The organism is Anaeromyxobacter sp. Red801 (genome assembly GCF_049201065.2).
Taxonomy (GTDB): domain Bacteria; phylum Myxococcota; class Myxococcia; order Myxococcales; family Anaeromyxobacteraceae; genus Anaeromyxobacter.
The window spans coordinates 4,932,675-4,950,292 of the sequence record NZ_CM181236.1; the positions used below are offsets into that span (position 1 = coordinate 4,932,675).

The 17,618-nt window shown below is 74.3% G+C and carries 11 protein-coding genes and 1 pseudogene; 5 read left to right on the forward strand and 7 right to left on the reverse strand.

What is annotated here, in order from left to right:
• Window positions 1-122: 122 nt before the first annotated feature.
• A complete protein-coding gene (locus ACOQFB_RS22735; RefSeq protein WP_059437764.1) occupies window positions 123-1,394 on the reverse strand; it encodes a saccharopine dehydrogenase family protein in 1,272 nt (423 codons plus the stop codon).
• A gap of 274 nt (window positions 1,395-1,668) precedes the next feature.
• A pseudogene (locus ACOQFB_RS22740) lies at window positions 1,669-7,226 on the reverse strand (HAMP domain-containing protein).
• A gap of 198 nt (window positions 7,227-7,424) precedes the next feature.
• Here ACOQFB_RS22740 and ACOQFB_RS22745 point away from each other — a divergent pair.
• Window positions 7,425-9,560, forward strand: coding sequence for a hybrid sensor histidine kinase/response regulator (locus tag ACOQFB_RS22745; RefSeq protein WP_059438879.1), 2,136 nt, complete (start codon window positions 7,425-7,427; stop codon window positions 9,558-9,560).
• A gap of 9 nt (window positions 9,561-9,569) precedes the next feature.
• Here the strand turns inward: ACOQFB_RS22745 and ACOQFB_RS22750 are convergent, their stop codons facing one another.
• Window positions 9,570-10,166: a hypothetical protein gene (locus tag ACOQFB_RS22750; RefSeq protein WP_059438878.1), complete on the reverse strand. Its 597-nt coding sequence runs from the start codon at window positions 10,164-10,166 to the stop codon at window positions 9,570-9,572.
• A gap of 396 nt (window positions 10,167-10,562) precedes the next feature.
• On the opposite strand from ACOQFB_RS22750, the gene ACOQFB_RS22755 reads away from it, so the two are divergent.
• Complete coding sequence (locus ACOQFB_RS22755; RefSeq protein WP_421610506.1) at window positions 10,563-11,252, forward strand: glycine cleavage system protein H; 690 nt, start codon at window positions 10,563-10,565, stop codon at window positions 11,250-11,252.
• A gap of 91 nt (window positions 11,253-11,343) precedes the next feature.
• On the opposite strand, the gene ACOQFB_RS22760 is transcribed toward ACOQFB_RS22755, so the two are convergent.
• Together ACOQFB_RS22760 and ACOQFB_RS22765 are read right to left on the reverse strand one after the other, a co-directional pair.
• A complete protein-coding gene (locus tag ACOQFB_RS22760) occupies window positions 11,344-13,086 on the reverse strand; it encodes an acyl-CoA dehydrogenase family protein (RefSeq protein ID WP_059438876.1) in 1,743 nt (580 codons plus the stop codon).
• A gap of 189 nt (window positions 13,087-13,275) precedes the next feature.
• On the reverse strand, window positions 13,276-14,655 hold the full coding sequence (locus ACOQFB_RS22765; protein WP_421610507.1) for an IgA Peptidase M64: 1,380 nt from the start codon (window positions 14,653-14,655) through the stop codon (window positions 13,276-13,278).
• Window positions 14,656-14,834: 179 nt separating this feature from the next.
• Here ACOQFB_RS22765 and ACOQFB_RS22770 point away from each other — a divergent pair, with 179 nt between their 5' ends.
• The 3 genes from ACOQFB_RS22770 to ACOQFB_RS22780 all read left to right on the forward strand — a co-directional run bounded on the left by ACOQFB_RS22770 (window position 14,835) and on the right by ACOQFB_RS22780 (window position 15,876).
• Window positions 14,835-14,999 (forward strand): hypothetical protein, encoded by a 165-nt coding sequence (locus ACOQFB_RS22770; protein WP_237758130.1) that lies wholly within the window; start codon window positions 14,835-14,837, stop codon window positions 14,997-14,999.
• 129 nt (window positions 15,000-15,128) lie between these two features.
• Window positions 15,129-15,539 (forward strand): response regulator, encoded by a 411-nt coding sequence (locus ACOQFB_RS22775; RefSeq protein WP_059438873.1) that lies wholly within the window; start codon window positions 15,129-15,131, stop codon window positions 15,537-15,539.
• 133 nt (window positions 15,540-15,672) lie between these two features.
• Window positions 15,673-15,876: a hypothetical protein gene (locus ACOQFB_RS22780; RefSeq protein ID WP_059438872.1), complete on the forward strand. Its 204-nt coding sequence runs from the start codon at window positions 15,673-15,675 to the stop codon at window positions 15,874-15,876.
• A gap of 9 nt (window positions 15,877-15,885) precedes the next feature.
• Here the strand turns inward: ACOQFB_RS22780 and ACOQFB_RS22785 are convergent, their stop codons facing one another.
• The gene (locus ACOQFB_RS22785; RefSeq protein WP_421610508.1) at window positions 15,886-17,007 is read right to left on the reverse strand and encodes a tetratricopeptide repeat protein; all 1,122 of its coding nucleotides are present in this window, start codon (window positions 17,005-17,007) and stop codon (window positions 15,886-15,888) included.
• A 51-nt stretch (window positions 17,008-17,058) separates the two neighbouring features.
• Window positions 17,059-17,607, reverse strand: a complete 549-nt coding sequence (locus tag ACOQFB_RS22790) for a hypothetical protein (protein ID WP_421610509.1) — start codon at window positions 17,605-17,607, stop codon at window positions 17,059-17,061.
• Between the last annotated feature and the right edge of the window lie 11 nt (window positions 17,608-17,618).

A 17,618-nucleotide genomic window follows, 5' to 3' on the forward strand; every position in this document is an offset into this window, starting at 1 on the left:
CTGGGCGAGGGTTCCGATCACGACGATCCCGTTGTCGGCCACGCGCGCCGGGAAGTCAACCGCACGCGGCGGGGCCGGAGGCCGCAGGCGCGCCGCGGCCGCCGGTCCCACCCCTCGCGCCCTCAGGCGGGGAGCGCCGCCACCTCGGCCGGTGCCGCGCCCACGCGCCGCTCCGCGAGCGTCCGCGGCGGCGCGTGCGGGTCGTGGACCACGAGGGCCCGGCCCAGCAGCGCGTCCACCCGCGCCAGGTGCTCGCGCCAGTCGAGGTCCTCCACGAAGTGGAGCCCGCGGCGCCGCCCGAGCTGCGCCCAGCCCGCCGCCACGCCGGCGGCGACCTGGAGCTGGGTGGCGCCGGTGCCGAGCCGCCCGGCCGCGGCAGCGCCCACGTCGTAGCCGATCCAGAGCTCGCCGAAGCGCAGGCTGCAGAGGAGCACGCCCACGCGGTCGCGGCCGCGGAGCGCGGTGCGGTGCGGCGGGTACATCCGGTGGAGCGGCCAGGCGGCCGGGCGGACGCGCTGCGGTGCGGTGGCGAGCGCCGCGCGGGCGGCGGGCGGCAGCCGGTACACGAACGCCAGCTCCTGCCCGGGCAGGCGCTCCGCCAGCGTGAGCACCTCCTCGTGCGGGACCACGAACCCCTCCACCACCCGGTCCCCGCAGCGGGCGCGGTACCAGGCGTCGCAGGGCCGGTGGCCGAGGCGGACGAGCTCCCCGCGCCGGACCGCGATCGCGTCGTCGAGGAGCAGCTCCTCCAGGCAGTGCAGCGGGCTCCAGGTCATGGGGAACGCCCCCGGGGGCGGCGCGCCCATCGCCTCCACGGTGGTGTCCTCCTCGGTGAACAGCACGGCGTGCAGGCGCAGCTCCTCGGGCGTGGGCGCGACCCCGGCCCGGCGCGCGAACGCCTCGATCCCCGCGAACACGAGCGCGTTCACCACCCCCGGGTTCATGCCGCTGCCCACCAGGAAGCTCCCGCGCCGCAGCGCCGGGCGCGCCGGCGGCATCGCGCGCAGCACGAGCGACTCCCAGGCGCCGGGCGCCTGTCCGGGCCAGTGCTCGAGGCTGGTGTCGAGGTAGCTCGCGCCGGTGGCGTCGCAGGCGCGGATGGCGTCCATCGTGTCGAGCGAGGACAGGTCCACCACCTGGTCCACGCCGTGGTCGCGCACCAGGCGCGCCAGGTCGTCGGCGTTCCGGATCGCGGCGGGCGGGAGCGGCTGCGCGACCGGCGGCAGCGGGCCGGGCGGGAGCGGCCGGGCGTCCACGAGCAGCAGCGCGTCGAGGCGCGCGGCGAGCGCGCGGCCGAGCGGCGTCGAGGCGAGCACGGAGAGCAGGGCGCGCGCGACGCCGCCGGCGGCGCCGACGAGCAGCGCGGTGCCGTGGGGACCGAGGGAACGATTCAAGGAAGCACCTCCTTCCAGGCGAGGGACGGGACGACGGCGCGCGGCCGCGCCGCGGCACGGGGCCGCGCGCGGCCGGGCCGCGGGGACGGAGCTGGGATGGGGGAGCGCGCCGCGAGCCGCCCGCTAGCGCGCGGAGCGGGCCGCGGCGCGATGCGCCGGGCAGGCCGTGTCGGGCGCGCGGCGTGCGCGGTGGAGGATCGGGCGGATCACGGTCCCGCCACTCTACCGATCGTGGCGAGCGAAGCAACCGCCCGGGCCCGCGCGCCCGCCCGGCCTACCGCGCGGCGCCGTTCGCCGCGCCGTTCACCGCGCCGCCCATGCGCGCGTCGGGCTCGCCCAGCCAGCGGCCGATCACGGCGAGCAGCCGCTGAGGGTCCACCGGCTTCGCCACGTAGTCGGTGGCGCCGGCGGCGAGCGCGTCGTCGCGGTCGCCCTTCATGGCCTTGGCGGTGAGCGACACGATGGGGAGCGCGCGGTAGCGCGGCTGCGCGCGGATGGCGCGGATGGCGGAGAGGCCGTCCATCTCCGGCATCATCGTGTCCATCAGCACCAGGTCCACCTGCGGCGAGGCCTCCAGCACCTGCAGCGCCTCGCGCCCGTTCTGCGCGTGGATCACCTTCACGTGCGCGGTCTCGAGCACGCTGTGGATCGCGAACAGGTTGCGCATGTCGTCGTCGGCGAGGAGGACGGTGCGGCCGGAGAAGTCCACGCCGGCCGGCAGCTCCGGGTAGTCCTCGGGCCGCTCCGCCGCGAGCGCCATGGCCGGGTCGTGGCCGGTCTCCGCCCCGGCCCAGCGCGCCGGCAGCACCAGCGTGAACACGCTCCCGCGCCCGGGCGCGCTCTCCACCTCGATCGACCCGCCCAGCAGGCGCGCGATCTCGCGGGAGATGGTGAGCCCGAGGCCGGTGCCGCCGTACTTGCGGCTGGTGGTCCCGTCCGCCTGCTGGAACGCCTCGAAGATCAGCTTCTGCTTGTCGGCCGCGATCCCGATGCCGGTGTCGCGCACCGCGAACGCGAGCGCGCCGCCGGCGGCCGGGCCCACGTCGAGGACGACCTCGCCGCGCTCGGTGAACTTGAACGCGTTCGAGATGAGGTTCTTCAGGATCTGCAGGAGGCGGGTGGGGTCGGTGTGGAGCCGCTCCGGGAGCTCCGGCGCCATGCGCACCTGGAACCCGAGCCCCTTGTGCTCGGCGACGTGGCGGAAGGTCTGCTCCAGGTCGTCGCGCACCGACTCGAGGCGCGTGTCGCGCGGCTCGATGGGCATCTTGCCGGCCTCGATCTTGGAGAGGTCGAGGATCTCGTTGATGAGCCCGAGCAGCTCGTGGCCGGAGGTGTAGACGGTGCTCGCGAACTTCACCTGCTCCACGGTGAGGTTCCCGTCGCGGTTCTCCGCCAGCATCTTGGACAGGATGAGCAGGCTGTTCAGCGGCGTGCGCAGCTCGTGCGACATGTTGGCGAGGAACTCGGACTTGTAGCGCGAGATGAGCTGGAGCTGCTCCGCCTTCTCCTCCAGGCTGCGGCTCGCCAGCTCCACCTCGGAGTTCTTCTGCTCGAGCAGGCGCGCCTTCTCGTTCAGCTCGGCGGCCTGCGCCTCCAGCTCGGCGTTGGAGCGCTTCAGCTCGAGCAGCAGCCCCTCCATGCGCATGCTGGAGGAGATCATGTTGAGGATGACGCCGACCTTCTCCATGAGCTGGTCGAGGAAGGCCAGGTGGTTCGGGCTGAACTCGCGGAAGGAGGCGAGCTCGATGACCGCCTTGATCTCGCCCTCGAACAGCACCGGCAGCACCAGCAGGTTGCGCGGCGGCGCCTCGCCCATGCCGCTGGCGATGTAGAGGAAGCCCTCCGGCACGTCGCTCACGATGATGCGCTTCTTCTCGAAGGCGCACTGGCCGATGAGCGTCTCCTTCATGCGGTAGGTGCTGGAGAGGCTGCGGCGCCCGCCGAAGCCGTAGCTGCCGATGAGGCGCAGCACCGGCTCGTCCGGCACGCCGTCCTCCGGCTGCTCCAGCATGAAGAAGGCGCCGTGCTGCGCGTCCACCAGCGGCGTCAGCTCGGAGATGATGGCCTGCGCCACCGAGACGATGTTCCGCTGGCCCTGCATCATGTTGGAGAAGTTGGCCAGGTTCGTCTTGAGCCAGTCCTGCGCGGTGTTCTTGTCGGTGGTGTCGCGCAGCGCCTCGATCATCTGGTTGATGTTGTCCTTCAGCGCGGCCACCTCGCCCTGCGCCTGCACCGCCACCTTGCGGGTGAGGTCGCCCTTGGTCACCGCGGTGGACACCTCGGCGATGGCGCGCACCTGCGCGGACAGCGAGCCGGCCAGCTGGTTCACGTTGTCGGTGAGGTTCTTCCAGATGCCGGAGACGCCCGGCACCTTGGCCTGCCCGCCCAGCTTGCCCTCGATGCCCACCTCGCGGGCCACGCTCGACACCTCGTCGGCGAAGATGCCGAGCGTGCCGGTGAGGCCGTTGATGGTCTCGGCCAGCGCCGCCACCTCGCCCTTCGCCTCCAGGATGAACTTCTGGGAGAGGTCGCCGTTGGCGATGGCGGTCACGACCTTCACGATGCCGCGCACCTGCTTGGTCAGGTTCGCGGCCATGAAGTTCACGTTGTCGGTGAGGTCCTTCCAGATGCCCGACGCGCCCGGCACGTGCGCCTGCGCGCCCAGCTTGCCCTCGATGCCCACCTCGCGCGCCACGCTCGACACCTGGTCGCCGAAGGTGCGCAGCGTGTCGGTCATGCCGTTGATGGTCTCGGCCAGCGCGGCCACCTCGCCCTTGGCCTCGAGCACGAACTTCTGCGAGAGGTCGCCGTTCGCGATGGCGGTCACCACCCGGATGATGCCGCGCACCTGCGTGGTCAGGTTGGTCGCCATCAGGTTCACGCTGTCGGTGAGGTCCTTCCACACGCCCGACACGCCGCGCACGTCGGCCTGCCCGCCCAGCTTGCCGTCGGTGCCGACCTCCTTCGCGACGCGGGTCACCTCGGCCGCGAAGGAGTTCAGCTGATCGACCATCACGTTGATGGTGTCCTTCAGCTCGAGGATCTCGCCCTTGGCGTCCACCGTGATCTTCTGGGAGAGGTCGCCGTTCGCGACCGCGGTGGTGACGAGCGCGATGTTGCGCACCTGGTTGGTCAGGTTCGCGGCGAGCGCGTTCACGTTGTCGGTGAGGTCCTTCCAGGTGCCCGAGACGCCCTTCACCTCGGCCTGCCCGCCCAGCTTGCCGTCGGTGCCGACCTCCTTCGCGACGCGGGTCACCTCGGCCGCGAAGGAGTTCAGCTGATCGACCATCACGTTGATGGTGTTCTTCAGCTCGAGGATCTCGCCGCGGGCCTCGACGGTGATCTTCTGCGTCAGGTCGCCGTGCGCCACCGCGGTGGTGACCTTGGCGATGTTGCGCACCTGGTTGGTGAGGTTGGCCGCGAGGCCGTTCACGTTCTCGGTGAGGTCCTTCCAGGTGCCGGAGACGCCCTTCACGTAGGCCTGGCCGCCCAGCTTGCCCTCGGTGCCGACCTCCTTCGCGACGCGGGTCACCTCGGCGGCGAAGGAGCGGAGCTGGTCCACCATCACGTTGATGGTGTTCTTCAGCTCGTAGATCTCGCCGCGCGCCTCGACGGTGATCTTCTGGGAGAGGTCGCCGTTCGCGACCGCGGTGGTGACGAGCGCGATGTTGCGCACCTGGTTGGTCAGGTTCGCGGCGAGGCCGTTCACGTTCTCGGTGAGATCCTTCCAGGTGCCGGAGACGCCCTTCACGTAGGCCTGGCCGCCCAGCTTGCCCTCGGTGCCGACCTCCTTCGCGACGCGGGTCACCTCGGCGGCGAAGGAGCGGAGCTGGTCCACCATCACGTTGATGGTGTTCTTCAGCTCGTAGATCTCGCCGCGCGCCTCGACGGTGATCTTCTGCGAGAGGTCGCCGTTCGCGACCGCGGTGGTGACGAGCGCGATGTTGCGCACCTGGTTGGTGAGGTTGGCCGCGAGGCCGTTCACGTTGTCGGTGAGGTCCTTCCACGTCCCCGACACGCCGCGGACGTTGGCCTGCCCGCCCAGCTTGCCCTCGGTGCCCACCTCGCGCGCGACGCGCGTCACCTCGGCCGCGAAGGAGTTGAGCTGGTCCACCATCTTGTTGGTGGCGTCCTTGATCTGGGCGATCTCGCCCTTCACGTCCACGGTGATCTTCTGCGTCAGGTCGCCGTTCGCGATGGCGGTCGAGACCTTCGACACGTCGCGCAGCTGCACCGTCAGGTTGGAGGCCATGGCGTTGACGTTGTCGGTGAGGTCTTCCAGGTCCCCGACACGCCGCGCACGTTGGCCTGGCCGCCCAGCTTGCCCTCCGTGCCGACCTCCTTCGCGACGCGGGTCACCTCGGCCGCGAAGGAGTTGAGCTGGTCCACCATCCGGTTGATGACGTCCTTGATCTGGAGGATCTCCCCGCGGACGTCGACGGTGATCTTCTGCGTCAGGTCGCCGTGCGCGATGGCGGTCGCGACCTTCGACACGTCGCGGAGCTGCACCGTCAGGTTCGCGGCGAGCCCGTTCACGTTGTCGGTGAGGTCCTTCCACGTGCCGGCCACGCCCTTCACGTCGGCCTGGCCGCCCAGCTTGCCCTCCGTGCCGACCTCCTTCGCGACGCGGGTCACCTCGGCCGCGAACGACCGGAGCGTGTCCACCATCGTGTTGATGGTGTTCTTCAGCTCGTTGATCTCGCCCTTCGCGTCCACCGTGATCTTCTGCGACAGGTCGCCGTTCGCGACGGCGGTCGTGACCTTGGCGATGTTGCGGACCTGCGCGGTGAGGTTCGCGGCGAGCCCGTTCACGTTGTCGGTGAGGTCCTTCCACGTGCCGGACACGCCGCGCACGTCGGCCTGGCCGCCCAGCTTGCCCTCGTTGCCGACCTCCTTCGCGACGCGGGTCACCTCGGCCGCGAACGAGGAGAGCTGGTCCACCATGGTGTTGATGGTGTCGCGCAGCTCGAGGATCTCGCCGCGCGCGTCCACGGTGATCTTCTGCGACAGGTCGCCCTTCGCGACGGCGGTCGTGACCTTGGCGATGTTGCGGAGCTGCGCGGTGAGGTTGGCCGAGAGGCCGTTCACGTCGTCGGTGAGGTCCTTCCACGTGCCGGTGAGCCCCTTCAGCGAGGCCTGGCCGCCCAGCTTGCCCTCGCTGCCGACCTCGCGCACGACGCGCCGGACCTCGGCGGACACCGCGCTCAGCTGGTCCACGAGCGCGTTCACGCTGGTCGCGATCCGCAGGAACTCGCCGCGCACCGGCCGGCCGCCCAGGTCGAGCGCGACCTTCTGCGACAGGTCGCCGGTCGCCACCGCGGTGAGCACGCGGGCCACCTCGTTCGTCGGCGCGACCAGGTCGGAGATGAGCTGGTTCACCGCGCCGACGCTCGCCGCCCAGGCGCCGCGCGCCGGGCCCACCGAGGCGCGCTCGGTCGAGCGCCCCTCCTCCCCGACCACGCGGCCCACGCGCACCAGCTCGTCGGCGGCGTGCTCGTTCAGCGCGATCAGATCGTTCAGCAGCTCGCCGGCCTGGCTCAGCAGGCCGTCGCGGCGGTAGGGCAGCCGGACCGAGAAGTCGCCGGCCTTGGCCGCCTTCAGCACCTCGACCAGCTGGGCGAGCTCCTCGCGGTCCTCGGGGCCGAGGGCCTGCAAGCGCGCGTGCGAGCCCGGCGGAGGTGTCGAGGTGCGCTCCGCGACCACCTCGGCCCCGTTGCCGCGCCTCGGCCCACCGGGCGAGCGGCCGGCGCCGGCGCGGGCGGTACGAGCTGGGGGCGCGGGCGGGGGAGGGGGAGCACCGACGTGGGGCTTCGCGCGGGTGCGGCTCGTCATGGGCGTTCCTCGGGGAGAAGGACGGGAAGAGGGGTACGATTTCTCCATCTGGAGCGCTTTCCTCCACTCCCCTCGCGGGGAGGTCGTTGACGGACAGTGCGAGTGAACCCTGGCGGGAAGGGGCCGCACCGGGGGCGTTACGCATGCGGGGGGTCGAACGGATCATGGACGCATTTCGGCGGTACCCCCGGAGCGTCCATGGACGGTGTCGAAGCCGCGAAGATCCTGCTCGTCGACGACCGGCCGGCGAACCTGCTGGCGCTCGAGTCGGCGCTGGCCGGGTTGGGGTACGAGCTGGTGAAGGCCGGATCCGGCGCGGAGGCGCTCCGGTTCCTCCTGCGCGACGAGTGCGCGCTCATCCTGCTCGACGTCAACATGCCGGAGATGGACGGGTACGAGACCGCGCGGCTGGTGCGGCAGAACCCGCGCACGCGGAACATCCCCATCGTCTTCATCACCGCGTACGGCGCCGACGAGCGCCGCGTGCTGAGCGGCTACGAGGCGGGCGCGGTCGACTACCTGTTCAAGCCGGTGACCCCGGAGCTGCTGCGCTCCAAGGTGGCGGCGTTCGTGGCGCTGCACCGGGCGCAGCGGCAGATCCTGGCGCAGGCGGAGCAGCTCCGCGCGCACGAGCGGCGCGAGCACGCGCTGGCGCTGGCGCAGTTCGAGCTGCAGAGCCTGCGCCGGCAGGAGGCGGCGCAGAAGCGCTACCGCACGCTGGTCGAGGGGATCACCCACGCGCTGGTCTGGGTGATCGACCCCGACACGCTGGTGTGCCGCTTCGTGAGCCCGAGCGCCGAGGCGATCCTGGGCCACCCGATGGAGCGGTGGACCGCGGACGCGGGCATGTTCCCGGCGGCGCTGCACCCGGCCGACCGCGACCGCGTGCTGGCGTCGCTCCGCGCCATCACCGCCGGCGGCCCCGGCGCCACGCTGCAGCACCGCTTCGTGCGCGCCGACGGCACCGAGGCGTGGTTCGAGACCGCGGCGCGGCTCCTGCCGGGCGAGGACGGCGGCGGCCTCGAGCTGCGCGGCTTCTCGGTCGAGGTGACGGAGGTGGTGGAGGGGCGGGCCGCGCTGGAGCTCCTGTCGCGGGCGACCGCCGAGCTGTCCACCTCGCTCGACTGCCAGGACACGGTGGCGCGCGCCGCGGCGGTGGCGGTGCCCGCGCTCGGCGAGGGCTGCGCGGTGGAGGTGGTGGTCGACCCGCGCGGCCCGCCGGTGCGCGCGGTCGCCCACGTGCGACCGGAGGCGCGCGAGGCGCTGGAGCGCGTGGCCCGCCACCCGGCGCTCGGCCGCGGGCCGGAGCGCGGCACCGAGGTGATCCAGGATCCGTCCGGCCTCCTCGAGTCGGACGGCGAGGAGCTGGCGCGCGATCTCGACGCGCTGGAGGCGGCGGAGATCGTGCAGGTGGCGCTCACCGCCCACGACCAGCGGCTCGGCACGATGCGCCTGTTCACCGCGCGCCCGGCGCGCGCCCGGGACCTCGAGCTCGTCGCCGAGCTGGGCCGGCGCGTCGCGCAGGCGGTGGAGAACGCGCTGCTCTACCGGCGCGCGCAGGACGCGGTGGAGCTGCGCGAGCGGTTCCTCTCCATCGCCTCGCACGAGCTGCGCACCCCGCTCGCCGCGCTGCTGCTGCAGGCGCGCGTGCTGAACCAGCTGCTCGACACCGGGCGCATCCCGGTGCCGCCCGGCTCGCGCGAGGAGCTGCAGCGCCGCGTGCGCGGCGCGGTGAAGCAGGTGGAGCGGCTCGGCGGCCTGGTGAACAGCCTGTTCGACCTCGCCCGGATCCGGAGCGGGCGCCTGGCGCTGGAGCGCGCCCCCTGCGACCTCGTCGAGATCGCGCGCGACGTGGCCGGGCGCTTCGAGGACGTGCTCGCGCTGCAGGGGCGCGCGTTCACGGTGGAGGCGCCGGAGTCGCTGCACGGCGTGTGGGACCGCGGGCGCGTGGACCAGGTCATCACCAACCTGCTCTCGAACGCGGTGAAGCACGGCGCGTCCGGGCCGGTGGCGCTGCGGGTCTCCCGGCGCGGCGGCTCGGTCGAGGTGGCGGTGGCGGACGCCGGGCGCGGCATCTCGGAGGCGGACCGCGCGCGCATCTTCGAGCTGTTCGAGCAGGGCGAGCGGAGCGCGGGGACCGGGGGCCTCGGCCTCGGGCTCTACATCACCCGCAGCATCGCCGAGGCGCACGGCGGCCGCGTGTCGGTGGAGGCGCCGGCGGGCGGCGGCGCGGTGTTCCGGCTGGAGCTGCCGGTCGGCGCGGAGGGGGGCGAGCGCGACGCGTCGCCGCCGGAGCCGCGGCACGACGAGGGGCGCGCCCTCGCCGGGGGGTAGTGTCGGGGCTCAGCGACCGCGGACGCAGCGCGCCAGCGTCTCGGCGCGCTCGCGCAGGTCGGACGACCAGGCCAGCGGGCGGAACGGGTCGGTCGCGAGCGCGAACCAGTAGTAGCCGGTGGCGGGGCCGGCCTCGCCCGCCTCCAGCCCGGCCAGCAGGGCGTCGGGGTCCTTCACGTCGATGCCCGAGGTCTTCCACAGCTCGCGCAGGTAGGCGGCGCGCTCGGCGCGGCACGGCGCCGCAGCGCGCGCGCCGGCGGGGAGCACGGCGGGCGCGGGCGGCGCCGAGCCGGGCGCGGCGTCGGAGGCCGTGCCTCGCCCGGCGCCCTCGTCCGCGGCCATCGCCAGCGTCGCGACCGGCTGGAACGACTCCGCCGGGACCACGCTGAACGAGCCCACCCGCCCGTCCTCGGTGCCCTGCTCCTCCACGATCAGGTAGCCCTCGGGGAGCTCGATGCGCTCGCCGACCCGGACCGGCCGGCCGAGGATCTCGACCTGCGCGGCGCCGGCGTCGAGCCGTCCCTCCACCGGCGGCGCGGGGTCTTCGGCGCGGGCCGGCAGCGCGAGGGCGGCCGCGAGCGGGATCGCGAGGGCGTGGCGGAGCATCCGTGGAACCTCCGCACCGGAAGCTTGGCGGCACGGGCGGCGGGGGCAAGCCTCGCCGGCCGCATCCGGTGGGGCGGCGCCGCGGGGGGCCACCGCGGCTCGCCGGGAGGCCTCGACGACGCTCCACCGGCGCCCGGCGCAGGTGAGGATCGCAGCACCTGTGGAGGAACTCGACGCGGGAACGAAGCGCAGTGATCGCGGCCGGTTCGCGCGTGCCGCACCCAGCGTGTGGTGAGCTTCTCGACGCGGCAGCCGGCCGCGGGGAATCGCAGGGGCGCGAAACCGCTGGGGTCCCGAGCTGGCCTGCCCCTTGCGATGAGTCCTCTCGGCGGAGCGGCTCCGCAGGCTCGGGGGGACCCTCCCGCCGGAAAGGCGGCAGCGGAGATGACGACCTTGATGGAGATCCTGGAAGCCGCCGGCTCGCTCCTGGTCGGCATGGGTGGACGCCTCGCGCTCAGCATCGCGGGCGGGCTCGCGCTCGCGATCCCCGCGGTGCTCCTCGGCGTCGCGATCCACACGGTGCGGCAGCGGCGCGCACGCGCGGTGCCCATGGCGGACGGGCTCGCCTGGCGGCCCGGGGCCTACTTCGCGCCCAACCACACCTGGCTCGCGCCGGGGCGCCGCACCGGCGAGTTCACGGTCGGTGTCGATGACCTCGCGCGGCACATCCTGCCGTCGGTGACCTCGGTCGAGCTGCCGCGGCCCGGCATGGACGTCCACCGCGGCGACCCCATCGTCGTGCTCCGCGCCGGCGGCCGGACCGTGCGCATGGGCGCGCCGGTGGACGGCAAGGTCATGCGCGTGAACCCGGCCGTGCGCCGCGACCCGGGCCTGGTGCACCGCGAGCCGTACGGCGGCGGCTGGCTGTTCACGGTCGCGCCCGCGGACGCCGCCTACATGCGCCTGCCGCAGGACCGCGAGGCCGGCGGCTGGCTCGCGGCCGAGCGCACCCGCCTCTCGCGCTTCGTCGAGTCCGAGCTGGGCCTCGCCGCGGCCGACGGCGGCGCGCTCGTCGAGCCGCTCCCCGCCGCGCTCGGCGAGGAGGGCTGGCGCAAGGTCGTGTTCGCCTTCCTGCACGCGGCGTAGGCCGCCGCACCCGCGGGGCTCCTCGACCGCGCGAACCAGGCCCGCGCGCTCCACCGTCCCCGGGGAGCGCGCGGGCGCTCCGCGCTCCGCGCTAGAGGTTGTCCCAGCCGTACCGGCCGGTCTCGAGCGCGTGCGCCGCGACCGCCTGCAGCGCGCCGTCCTCGTTCTGCTCGAGGCCGGCGAGCCCGGCCTCCACGCGCCGCCGCGCCTGGCGCGCGAACACCGTGAGGATGCGCCGCTCCTCGACGGTGGCCGCCTCGCCGTGGTCCTCGAGGCGCGTCGACACGCGCGCCAGCATGCAGGCGAGCGTGAACAGGTCGATCATCGCGTCGGCGAGCCGCTTGGTGAGGAGCTGCGCGCCCACGATCTTCTTGCCGTACCTGCGCAGCAGCTTGTCGGCGGCGATGGCGAGGTCGGTGGCCGCGCCCTCGAACACCGCCGCGTCCTCGGCCAGCGCGGGGTGGAGCATGGTCCACTTGCCCTTCTTGCGGCGCAGCCCGGTGGCGAGCGCGGCGCGGCGCTTCGCGTAGTCGGACATCACGCCGAAGCCCTTGATCGGATCGGCGAGCACGCCCTTCATCGACTCCGCCACGTCGGCCAGCTCCTGGCCCAGGTCGTTCACCGCGGTGAGCGCGATGAACAGCCGGAGGATCTCGTTGGTGCCCTCGAAGATGCGGTTGATGCGGGTGTCGCGGAGCGCCATCTCGTACGGCATCTCGCGCATGTACCCGGAGCCCGCCGCGATCTGCAGCGCCTCGTCGGCGGTGCGCCACACGCTCTCGCTGGCGAGCACCTTCGAGATGGCCGCCTCGACCTGCGTCTCCTCGAAGCCGCGGTCCACCAGCCCCGCCACCATGTTCACCACGCTCTCGGCCGCGTAGCAGTCGATCACCATCTGCCCGATCTTCTGCTGGACGAGCCCGAAGCTGGCGATGGGCTGGCCGAACTGCTTGCGCTCCTTCGCCTGCGCCACCGACAGCTCGATGAGCCGCTTCATCCCGCCCACCGAGCCGCCGCCCAGGCCGGTGCGGCCGGCGTTCAGGATCTTCATCGCGACCTTGAAGCCCTTGCCCTCCTCGCCGAGCACGTTCGCCGCGGGGACGCGCACGTCCTCGAGCACCACCGTGGTGGTGGACGAGGCGCGGATGCCCATCTTGTCCTCGTGCGGGCCGGTCGAGACGCCCTTCAGGTCGCGGGTGACGATGAACGCGGTGATGTGGCCGCGCCCCTCCAGCGAGGTCTTCGCGAAGACGGTGAAGAAGTCCGCGATGCCGCCGTTCGTGATCCAGAGCTTCTCGCCGTTCAGGACCCAGTCGTCGCCGTCGCGCACCGCGGTGGTCTTGATGCTGGCCGCGTCGGAGCCGGCGCCCGGCTCGGTGAGGCAGAAGGCGGCGATGAGCTCGCCGGTGGCGAGGCGCGGCAGGAAGCGCGCCTTCTGCTCCTCGGTGCCGAACAGGAGCAGGCCGCGCATGCCGATGGAGCTGTGCGCGCCGACCGTCACCGCGACCGACGCGTCGTAGCGCCCCAGCTCCTGGATGACGCGCGCGTACGCCGTGGCGCCGAGCCCCATGCCGCCGTGGTGCTCCGGGACCACCAGGCTGAACAGCCCGGCGTCCTTCAGCTCCTGCACGAACCCGGGCGGCATCTCGCCGGCCCGGTCCCAGGCGCGGAAGTCGGCGCCGCGCCCGCCCAGCATCGACTTGAGGGTCTGCTGGATGGCCTCCAGGGTCTCCTTCTCGGCGCGGCGCGGCTCGGGGTAGGGCAGGAGGATCTCCTCCTCGATGTCGCCCAGCGCGAGCGAGCGCATGAAGCTCGCGGTCTTCTTGTCCACCATGGCGGTCTCCGGGCCGGCGCGGGGGGGATGGCGCCGTCGCTGACTTTAGAATCATAACGCGTTGCAGCACGCCCGGAACGGTATCCCCCTGACGGGGACCGAACGGCCCTCGGCAAACGACTCTGGGTCAGGACGAAACGACTCCGGGTCGGGGGCGGCGGGGGCGGTGCGCGCCCCCGCCGGGAGGCCTCACCGCGCGGTGTACAGGTCGATGACGCGGCCGATCGACCGCTGGCAGACGGCGCAGAACGGCACGGGGTCCCGCGTGAACATCACGCAGTCCATCTGCGGCCGGAAGTAGCCGGTGGCCTCGTAGTTCGCGCCCTCGAACGCGCCGACCGCCTTCGAGAACCGGGCGTCGCCGAGCAGCGCGGTCTCCTCCTTCTGCTGCGCCAGGAACAGCGCGTCCATCTCGGCCTCGGGCCGGTTCTGCGCGCGGATGCGCTTGCGGCGGTCCTGGAACTCGTTCGCGCGCTTGGTGAACACGTCCTTCGGCCAGGGCGTGGGGAGCGGCGTGCCGGCGGCGACGAGGTCGCCCCACTTCGGGGCCTTGGGGTCCGCGGTCACGTTCGGCTCCCACGGCTCCGGCCGGCCCTCGGGCGAGAGGTAGGCGGTGTCCGAGGTGAAGTACTCGTCGGCGAGCGCGGCCAGGTGGTGCCCCAGCTCGTGCACGAAGATGTAGCCGGCCCAGCGGTTGTCGGCGGCGACCGTGGCGTAGAGGTTGAAGATGCCGCCGCCGCCGTAGGTCTCGCCGTTCGCGAGGATGGCGAGCGCGTCGTACGGCGCGAACGACGCCACGTCGCGCATGGAGCGGTTCTCGAACGTGAGCAGGTAGCGCTCCGAGCCGAACGCGTCGTAGGTCGAGCCCACGCGCGTGCGGCGGTGCACGCCGGTGAGCGGGCGGGAGACGCCCTTCTCCTCGGCGGGCGGGCAGATGCCCCACACGTTGAAGTCGGCCTTCCGCGAGCGGAACGGCTCGTGCGCGAACAGCTCCGCCACCAGCCGGCGCGCGTCCTTCTCGAACTTGCCGCGCTCCGCCTCGGTGTAGCCGTCGCCGAGCAGCAGCAGGTCGAGCTTGTGGGCGGGGTCGCCGCTCTTCAGGAGCTCGATCACCGGGCCGGGCGAGGGCGGCCGCGACGGATCCACGAAGCGGTCCTTCGGATCGACCACCGTGGACCAGACCTCCTGGAACGCGTTCCCCGCGCCGCGCTTCTTCACCACCACCTGCACCGGCGCGTCCGGCGCCGGGAAGCGGAGCGACTCGGAGAAGGTGCGGCTCACCTTGCGCGCGTCCTCGGTGGTCTCCCACTCGCCGTAGATGGAGGCGTAGCCGCGGGAGTAGACGACGCGGTTGGTGGCGAGGTCGCGGACCTCGAAGAAGTACTTGCCGAGGTTGGTGTCGTCCACCGGGCGCGCCGGGTTGCCCGGGAACGGCAACGGCTCGAGCACCACCCGGTCCACCGCGAAGCGCTCCTCGGTGGCGGTGCCGGTGTGGAAGAGGTCGAGGCGGAGGGTCCGGGGCTGGGAGGGGGCCGCCGACAGGGCGAGCGCGACGAGCAGGGGGATCATGGGCGGAACAGTGTAGCCGCCCGGCCGGAGGTGGCGGGCCGGAGGTTCCCCGCCCAACCGGGGGATCCCCTGAACGCCCGCTCGTCATCCCGAGCTAGGGGTTGCATCTCGCGAGAATCGCGGTCTACTTACGGGGCATGATGTGGCCGTGGGAAGACGAGAGCCGGGGGCGCCGTCCCGTGCAGCCCCGGGATCTGCTCGAGTTCCGGCCGTGGATGCTCGCCCTGGCCGTGTTCCTGGCCTGCGCGATCGGCATCGCCATCATGGAGCAGGCCCGCACGCCGCGCTCCATGTGGGCGCAGGCCGACGCCTCCGCCGACGTCTCGCAGCACCACGGCCGCTGAGCGCACGCGCGTGGTGACCGGGGTGTCGCTCACCGAGAGGCGTTCTCTGATGGGGCGGTCTCGACAGGCGTCAACTGCCGGGCTGGCCCGTGTCAGGGTGGGCCCTTAGCCTTGGCGCGAGGTCCAACCATGGCGCCCATCCGGATCCTGGTGGTGGACGACAACCACCTCATCCGCAAGCTGATCGGCCTCATCCTCGAGGGGGCGGGCTACACGCCCATCGACGCCGACTCGGGCGAGGCGGCGCTGGCGCTCGCGCTCGCGGATCCGCCCGAGCTCGTGATCGTGGACGAGGTCATGCCGGGCATGCTCGGCTCCGAGCTGGTGCGGCTGCTGCGCCGCTCGCGCGAGCGCCGCCTGCGCAACCTGGCGGTGGTGGGGATCTCCGGGCACGACGGCGCGGCCCGCGCGCTCCTGCAGGCCGGCGCCGACGCGTTCGTCGCGAAGCCGGTCGAGGAGCACCCGCTGCTCGACGCGGTGGCGCGGGCCCTGGGCCGCCCGCTCCGGCCCGACGACCCGCCCGCCCTGCCGGCCGCCTGAGGGAGCGGGCGGCGCCGGTCGTCACGAGAACGACACGATCCCGGCACCGTGGCGCCATGCCGCGGGCGCTACCTTTCGCCGCGGCGCCACCGGGCCGTCACCGGACCGCGCGCCCTCCGAACCGAGGACCGCCATGAACGCCCACCGGGAGTCGTTCTACCGCTGCACCATCGCGTCGCCCGAGGGCCGGCGCGTGGCGCACGTCCGCGCCTGGGACGCGCGCGAGGCGGAGGAGCTGTTCCGCGCCGAGCTGCGGGCCGAGGGCCTCGAGGCCGCGGGCCCGATCGAGGTCGCGGCGCTGGGCGACGCGCCAGGCCCGCTCGCGCTCGCGAGCTGACCCCGGCGATCAGTCGATCGGCCGGGAGGGATCGTCGCGCAGCGCGCAGGCGCGCTCGACGCCCTGCTCGCAGGCGCCGGCGAACAGCGCCCCGGCGCGCGCCTCGTCGCGCGGGACGCCGGCGCCGAACCGGTAGAGCACGCCCAGGTCGGAGCAGGCGCTCGCGCGGCCCGCCTCGCAGGCGCGCCGGTACAGCTCGGCGGCGCGCGGGCCGTCGGCCGGCACCCGCCGGCCCTCCTGCACCATCCGCCCCAGCCACGCGCAGGCGTCCGGGACCTTCCGCCGGCAGGCGAGGTCGAGCAGCGCCGGATCCGAGCCCTCGTCGATGACCGCCTGCGGGCCCTTCAGCCAGGCCTCGGCGGAGTCCAGGCACTCCTCCGCGCCGAGCGCCGGGCAGCCCTCGACCAGCAGCCGCGCGCCGCGCGCCGCCTCGCCGCGCCGCCCCTCCGCGAGCAGCACCAGCCCGAGCCGCGCGCACGCCTCCGCGCCGCCCAGCTCGCAGCCGCGCTCGAGGCGCAGCCGCGCCGCGACCGGATCCTCGCGCCCCGCGTCGCCGCGCGCGAGCCCCGCGCCGGCGGCCGCGCAGCCGTCGGCCGAGCCCAGCCAGCAGGCGCGATCCCGCAGCGCCTGCGCGCGGGCGGGCGGCGCGCCGGCCACGATCGCGAGGCAGCCGTCCGCCTCGCCGAGATCGCAGGCGCGCTCGCGGAGCCGCGCCCCGCGCGCCGGGTCCCGCTCCGCCGCCGCGCGCTCCAGGCAGGCCACCCCCGAGCCGAGCGCGCAGCCCTCCTCGAGCGCGTCCGTCACCGCGCGCGCCGGCTGCCCGGCCTCGCGGAGGTGGCGCGCCAGGCGGGCGCACGCGGCGCCCACGCCGGCGTCGCAGGCGCGGCGGTGCAGCGCGGCGGCGCCGGCCGGATCCGCCGGCCCGGCGGTGCCCGCCTCGAGCACGCGCCCCAGCTCGGCGCAGGCGAGCCGCCGCCCCGCGTCGCACGCCTCGCGCAGCGCCGCGGCGCAGCCGGGCTCCCCGCCCTGCGGGCGGGGCGCGTTCGGGAACAGGCTGGCGAGGCGCTCGCAGGCCATGGGCGGGCCGGAGGCGGTGGCGGCGGCGAGCAGGGCGGCGGCGAGCGCGAGCACGGCCGGACGATAGCAGGGGTCCGGCGCCGCGACGACGATCGCGCGGGGCGATCAGGGTCGGCGTGGCACCGCGCGCTCGCACGCCTGGACGGCCCGCGCGAGCGCGCGGCCCGGCTCGCGGGCGGCCTGCGCGCGGACGGCGGCGCAGCCCTGGGCCGGCGCCCGCGCGGCGAGCGCCTCGGCCGCCGCGCGGCGGAGGCGGGGGTCGCGGTCGGAGAGGAGCGGGACGAGCGCCTCGCCCAGGCCCGCGGGCGGCAGGAGCGCGCCGAGCCCGCGGACCGCGCCGGCGCGCACGATGCGCGGCGCGGCCGCGTCGGCGGCGAGCCGGCGGTGGAGCGCCTCGGCCCGCGCCCCGCCGCGCGCCGCCAGCCCCTCCAGCGCCCGGGCGCGGCGGCTCGGGAGCTCGCTGCCGCTCGTTGCCGCGGCCTCGAGCAGCGGCCCGGCCTCCGGGCCGAGCGCGCGCCACGCCTCCGCCGGGATGGTCCGGTCGATGGTGCCGAGCATCGCCCGCACCTCGTCGGCGGTGGAGGGCGCGGCGGCCCCGGGGGCGGCGGCGAGCGCCGAGAGGGCGAGGGCGGCGGCGAGGCCGGGCGCGAGCACGGGGACCTCCC

Bases quoted from the DNA above. Each gene is read 5' to 3' on its own strand.
- ACOQFB_RS22755 (WP_421610506.1), top strand. From the start codon at position 10,563: ATGGAGATCCTGGAAGCCGCCGGCTCGCTCCTGGTCGGCATGGGTGGA.
- ACOQFB_RS22765 (WP_421610507.1), bottom strand. From the start codon at position 14,655: ATGATCCCCCTGCTCGTCGCGCTCGCCCTGTCGGCGGCCCCCTCCCAG.
- ACOQFB_RS22750 (WP_059438878.1), bottom strand. From the start codon at position 10,166: ATGCTCCGCCACGCCCTCGCGATCCCGCTCGCGGCCGCCCTCGCGCTG.
- ACOQFB_RS22760 (WP_059438876.1), bottom strand. From the start codon at position 13,086: ATGGTGGACAAGAAGACCGCGAGCTTCATGCGCTCGCTCGCGCTGGGC.
- ACOQFB_RS22780 (WP_059438872.1), top strand. From the start codon at position 15,673: ATGAACGCCCACCGGGAGTCGTTCTACCGCTGCACCATCGCGTCGCCC.
- ACOQFB_RS22745 (WP_059438879.1), top strand. From the start codon at position 7,425: ATGGACGGTGTCGAAGCCGCGAAGATCCTGCTCGTCGACGACCGGCCG.
- ACOQFB_RS22775 (WP_059438873.1), top strand. From the start codon at position 15,129: ATGGCGCCCATCCGGATCCTGGTGGTGGACGACAACCACCTCATCCGC.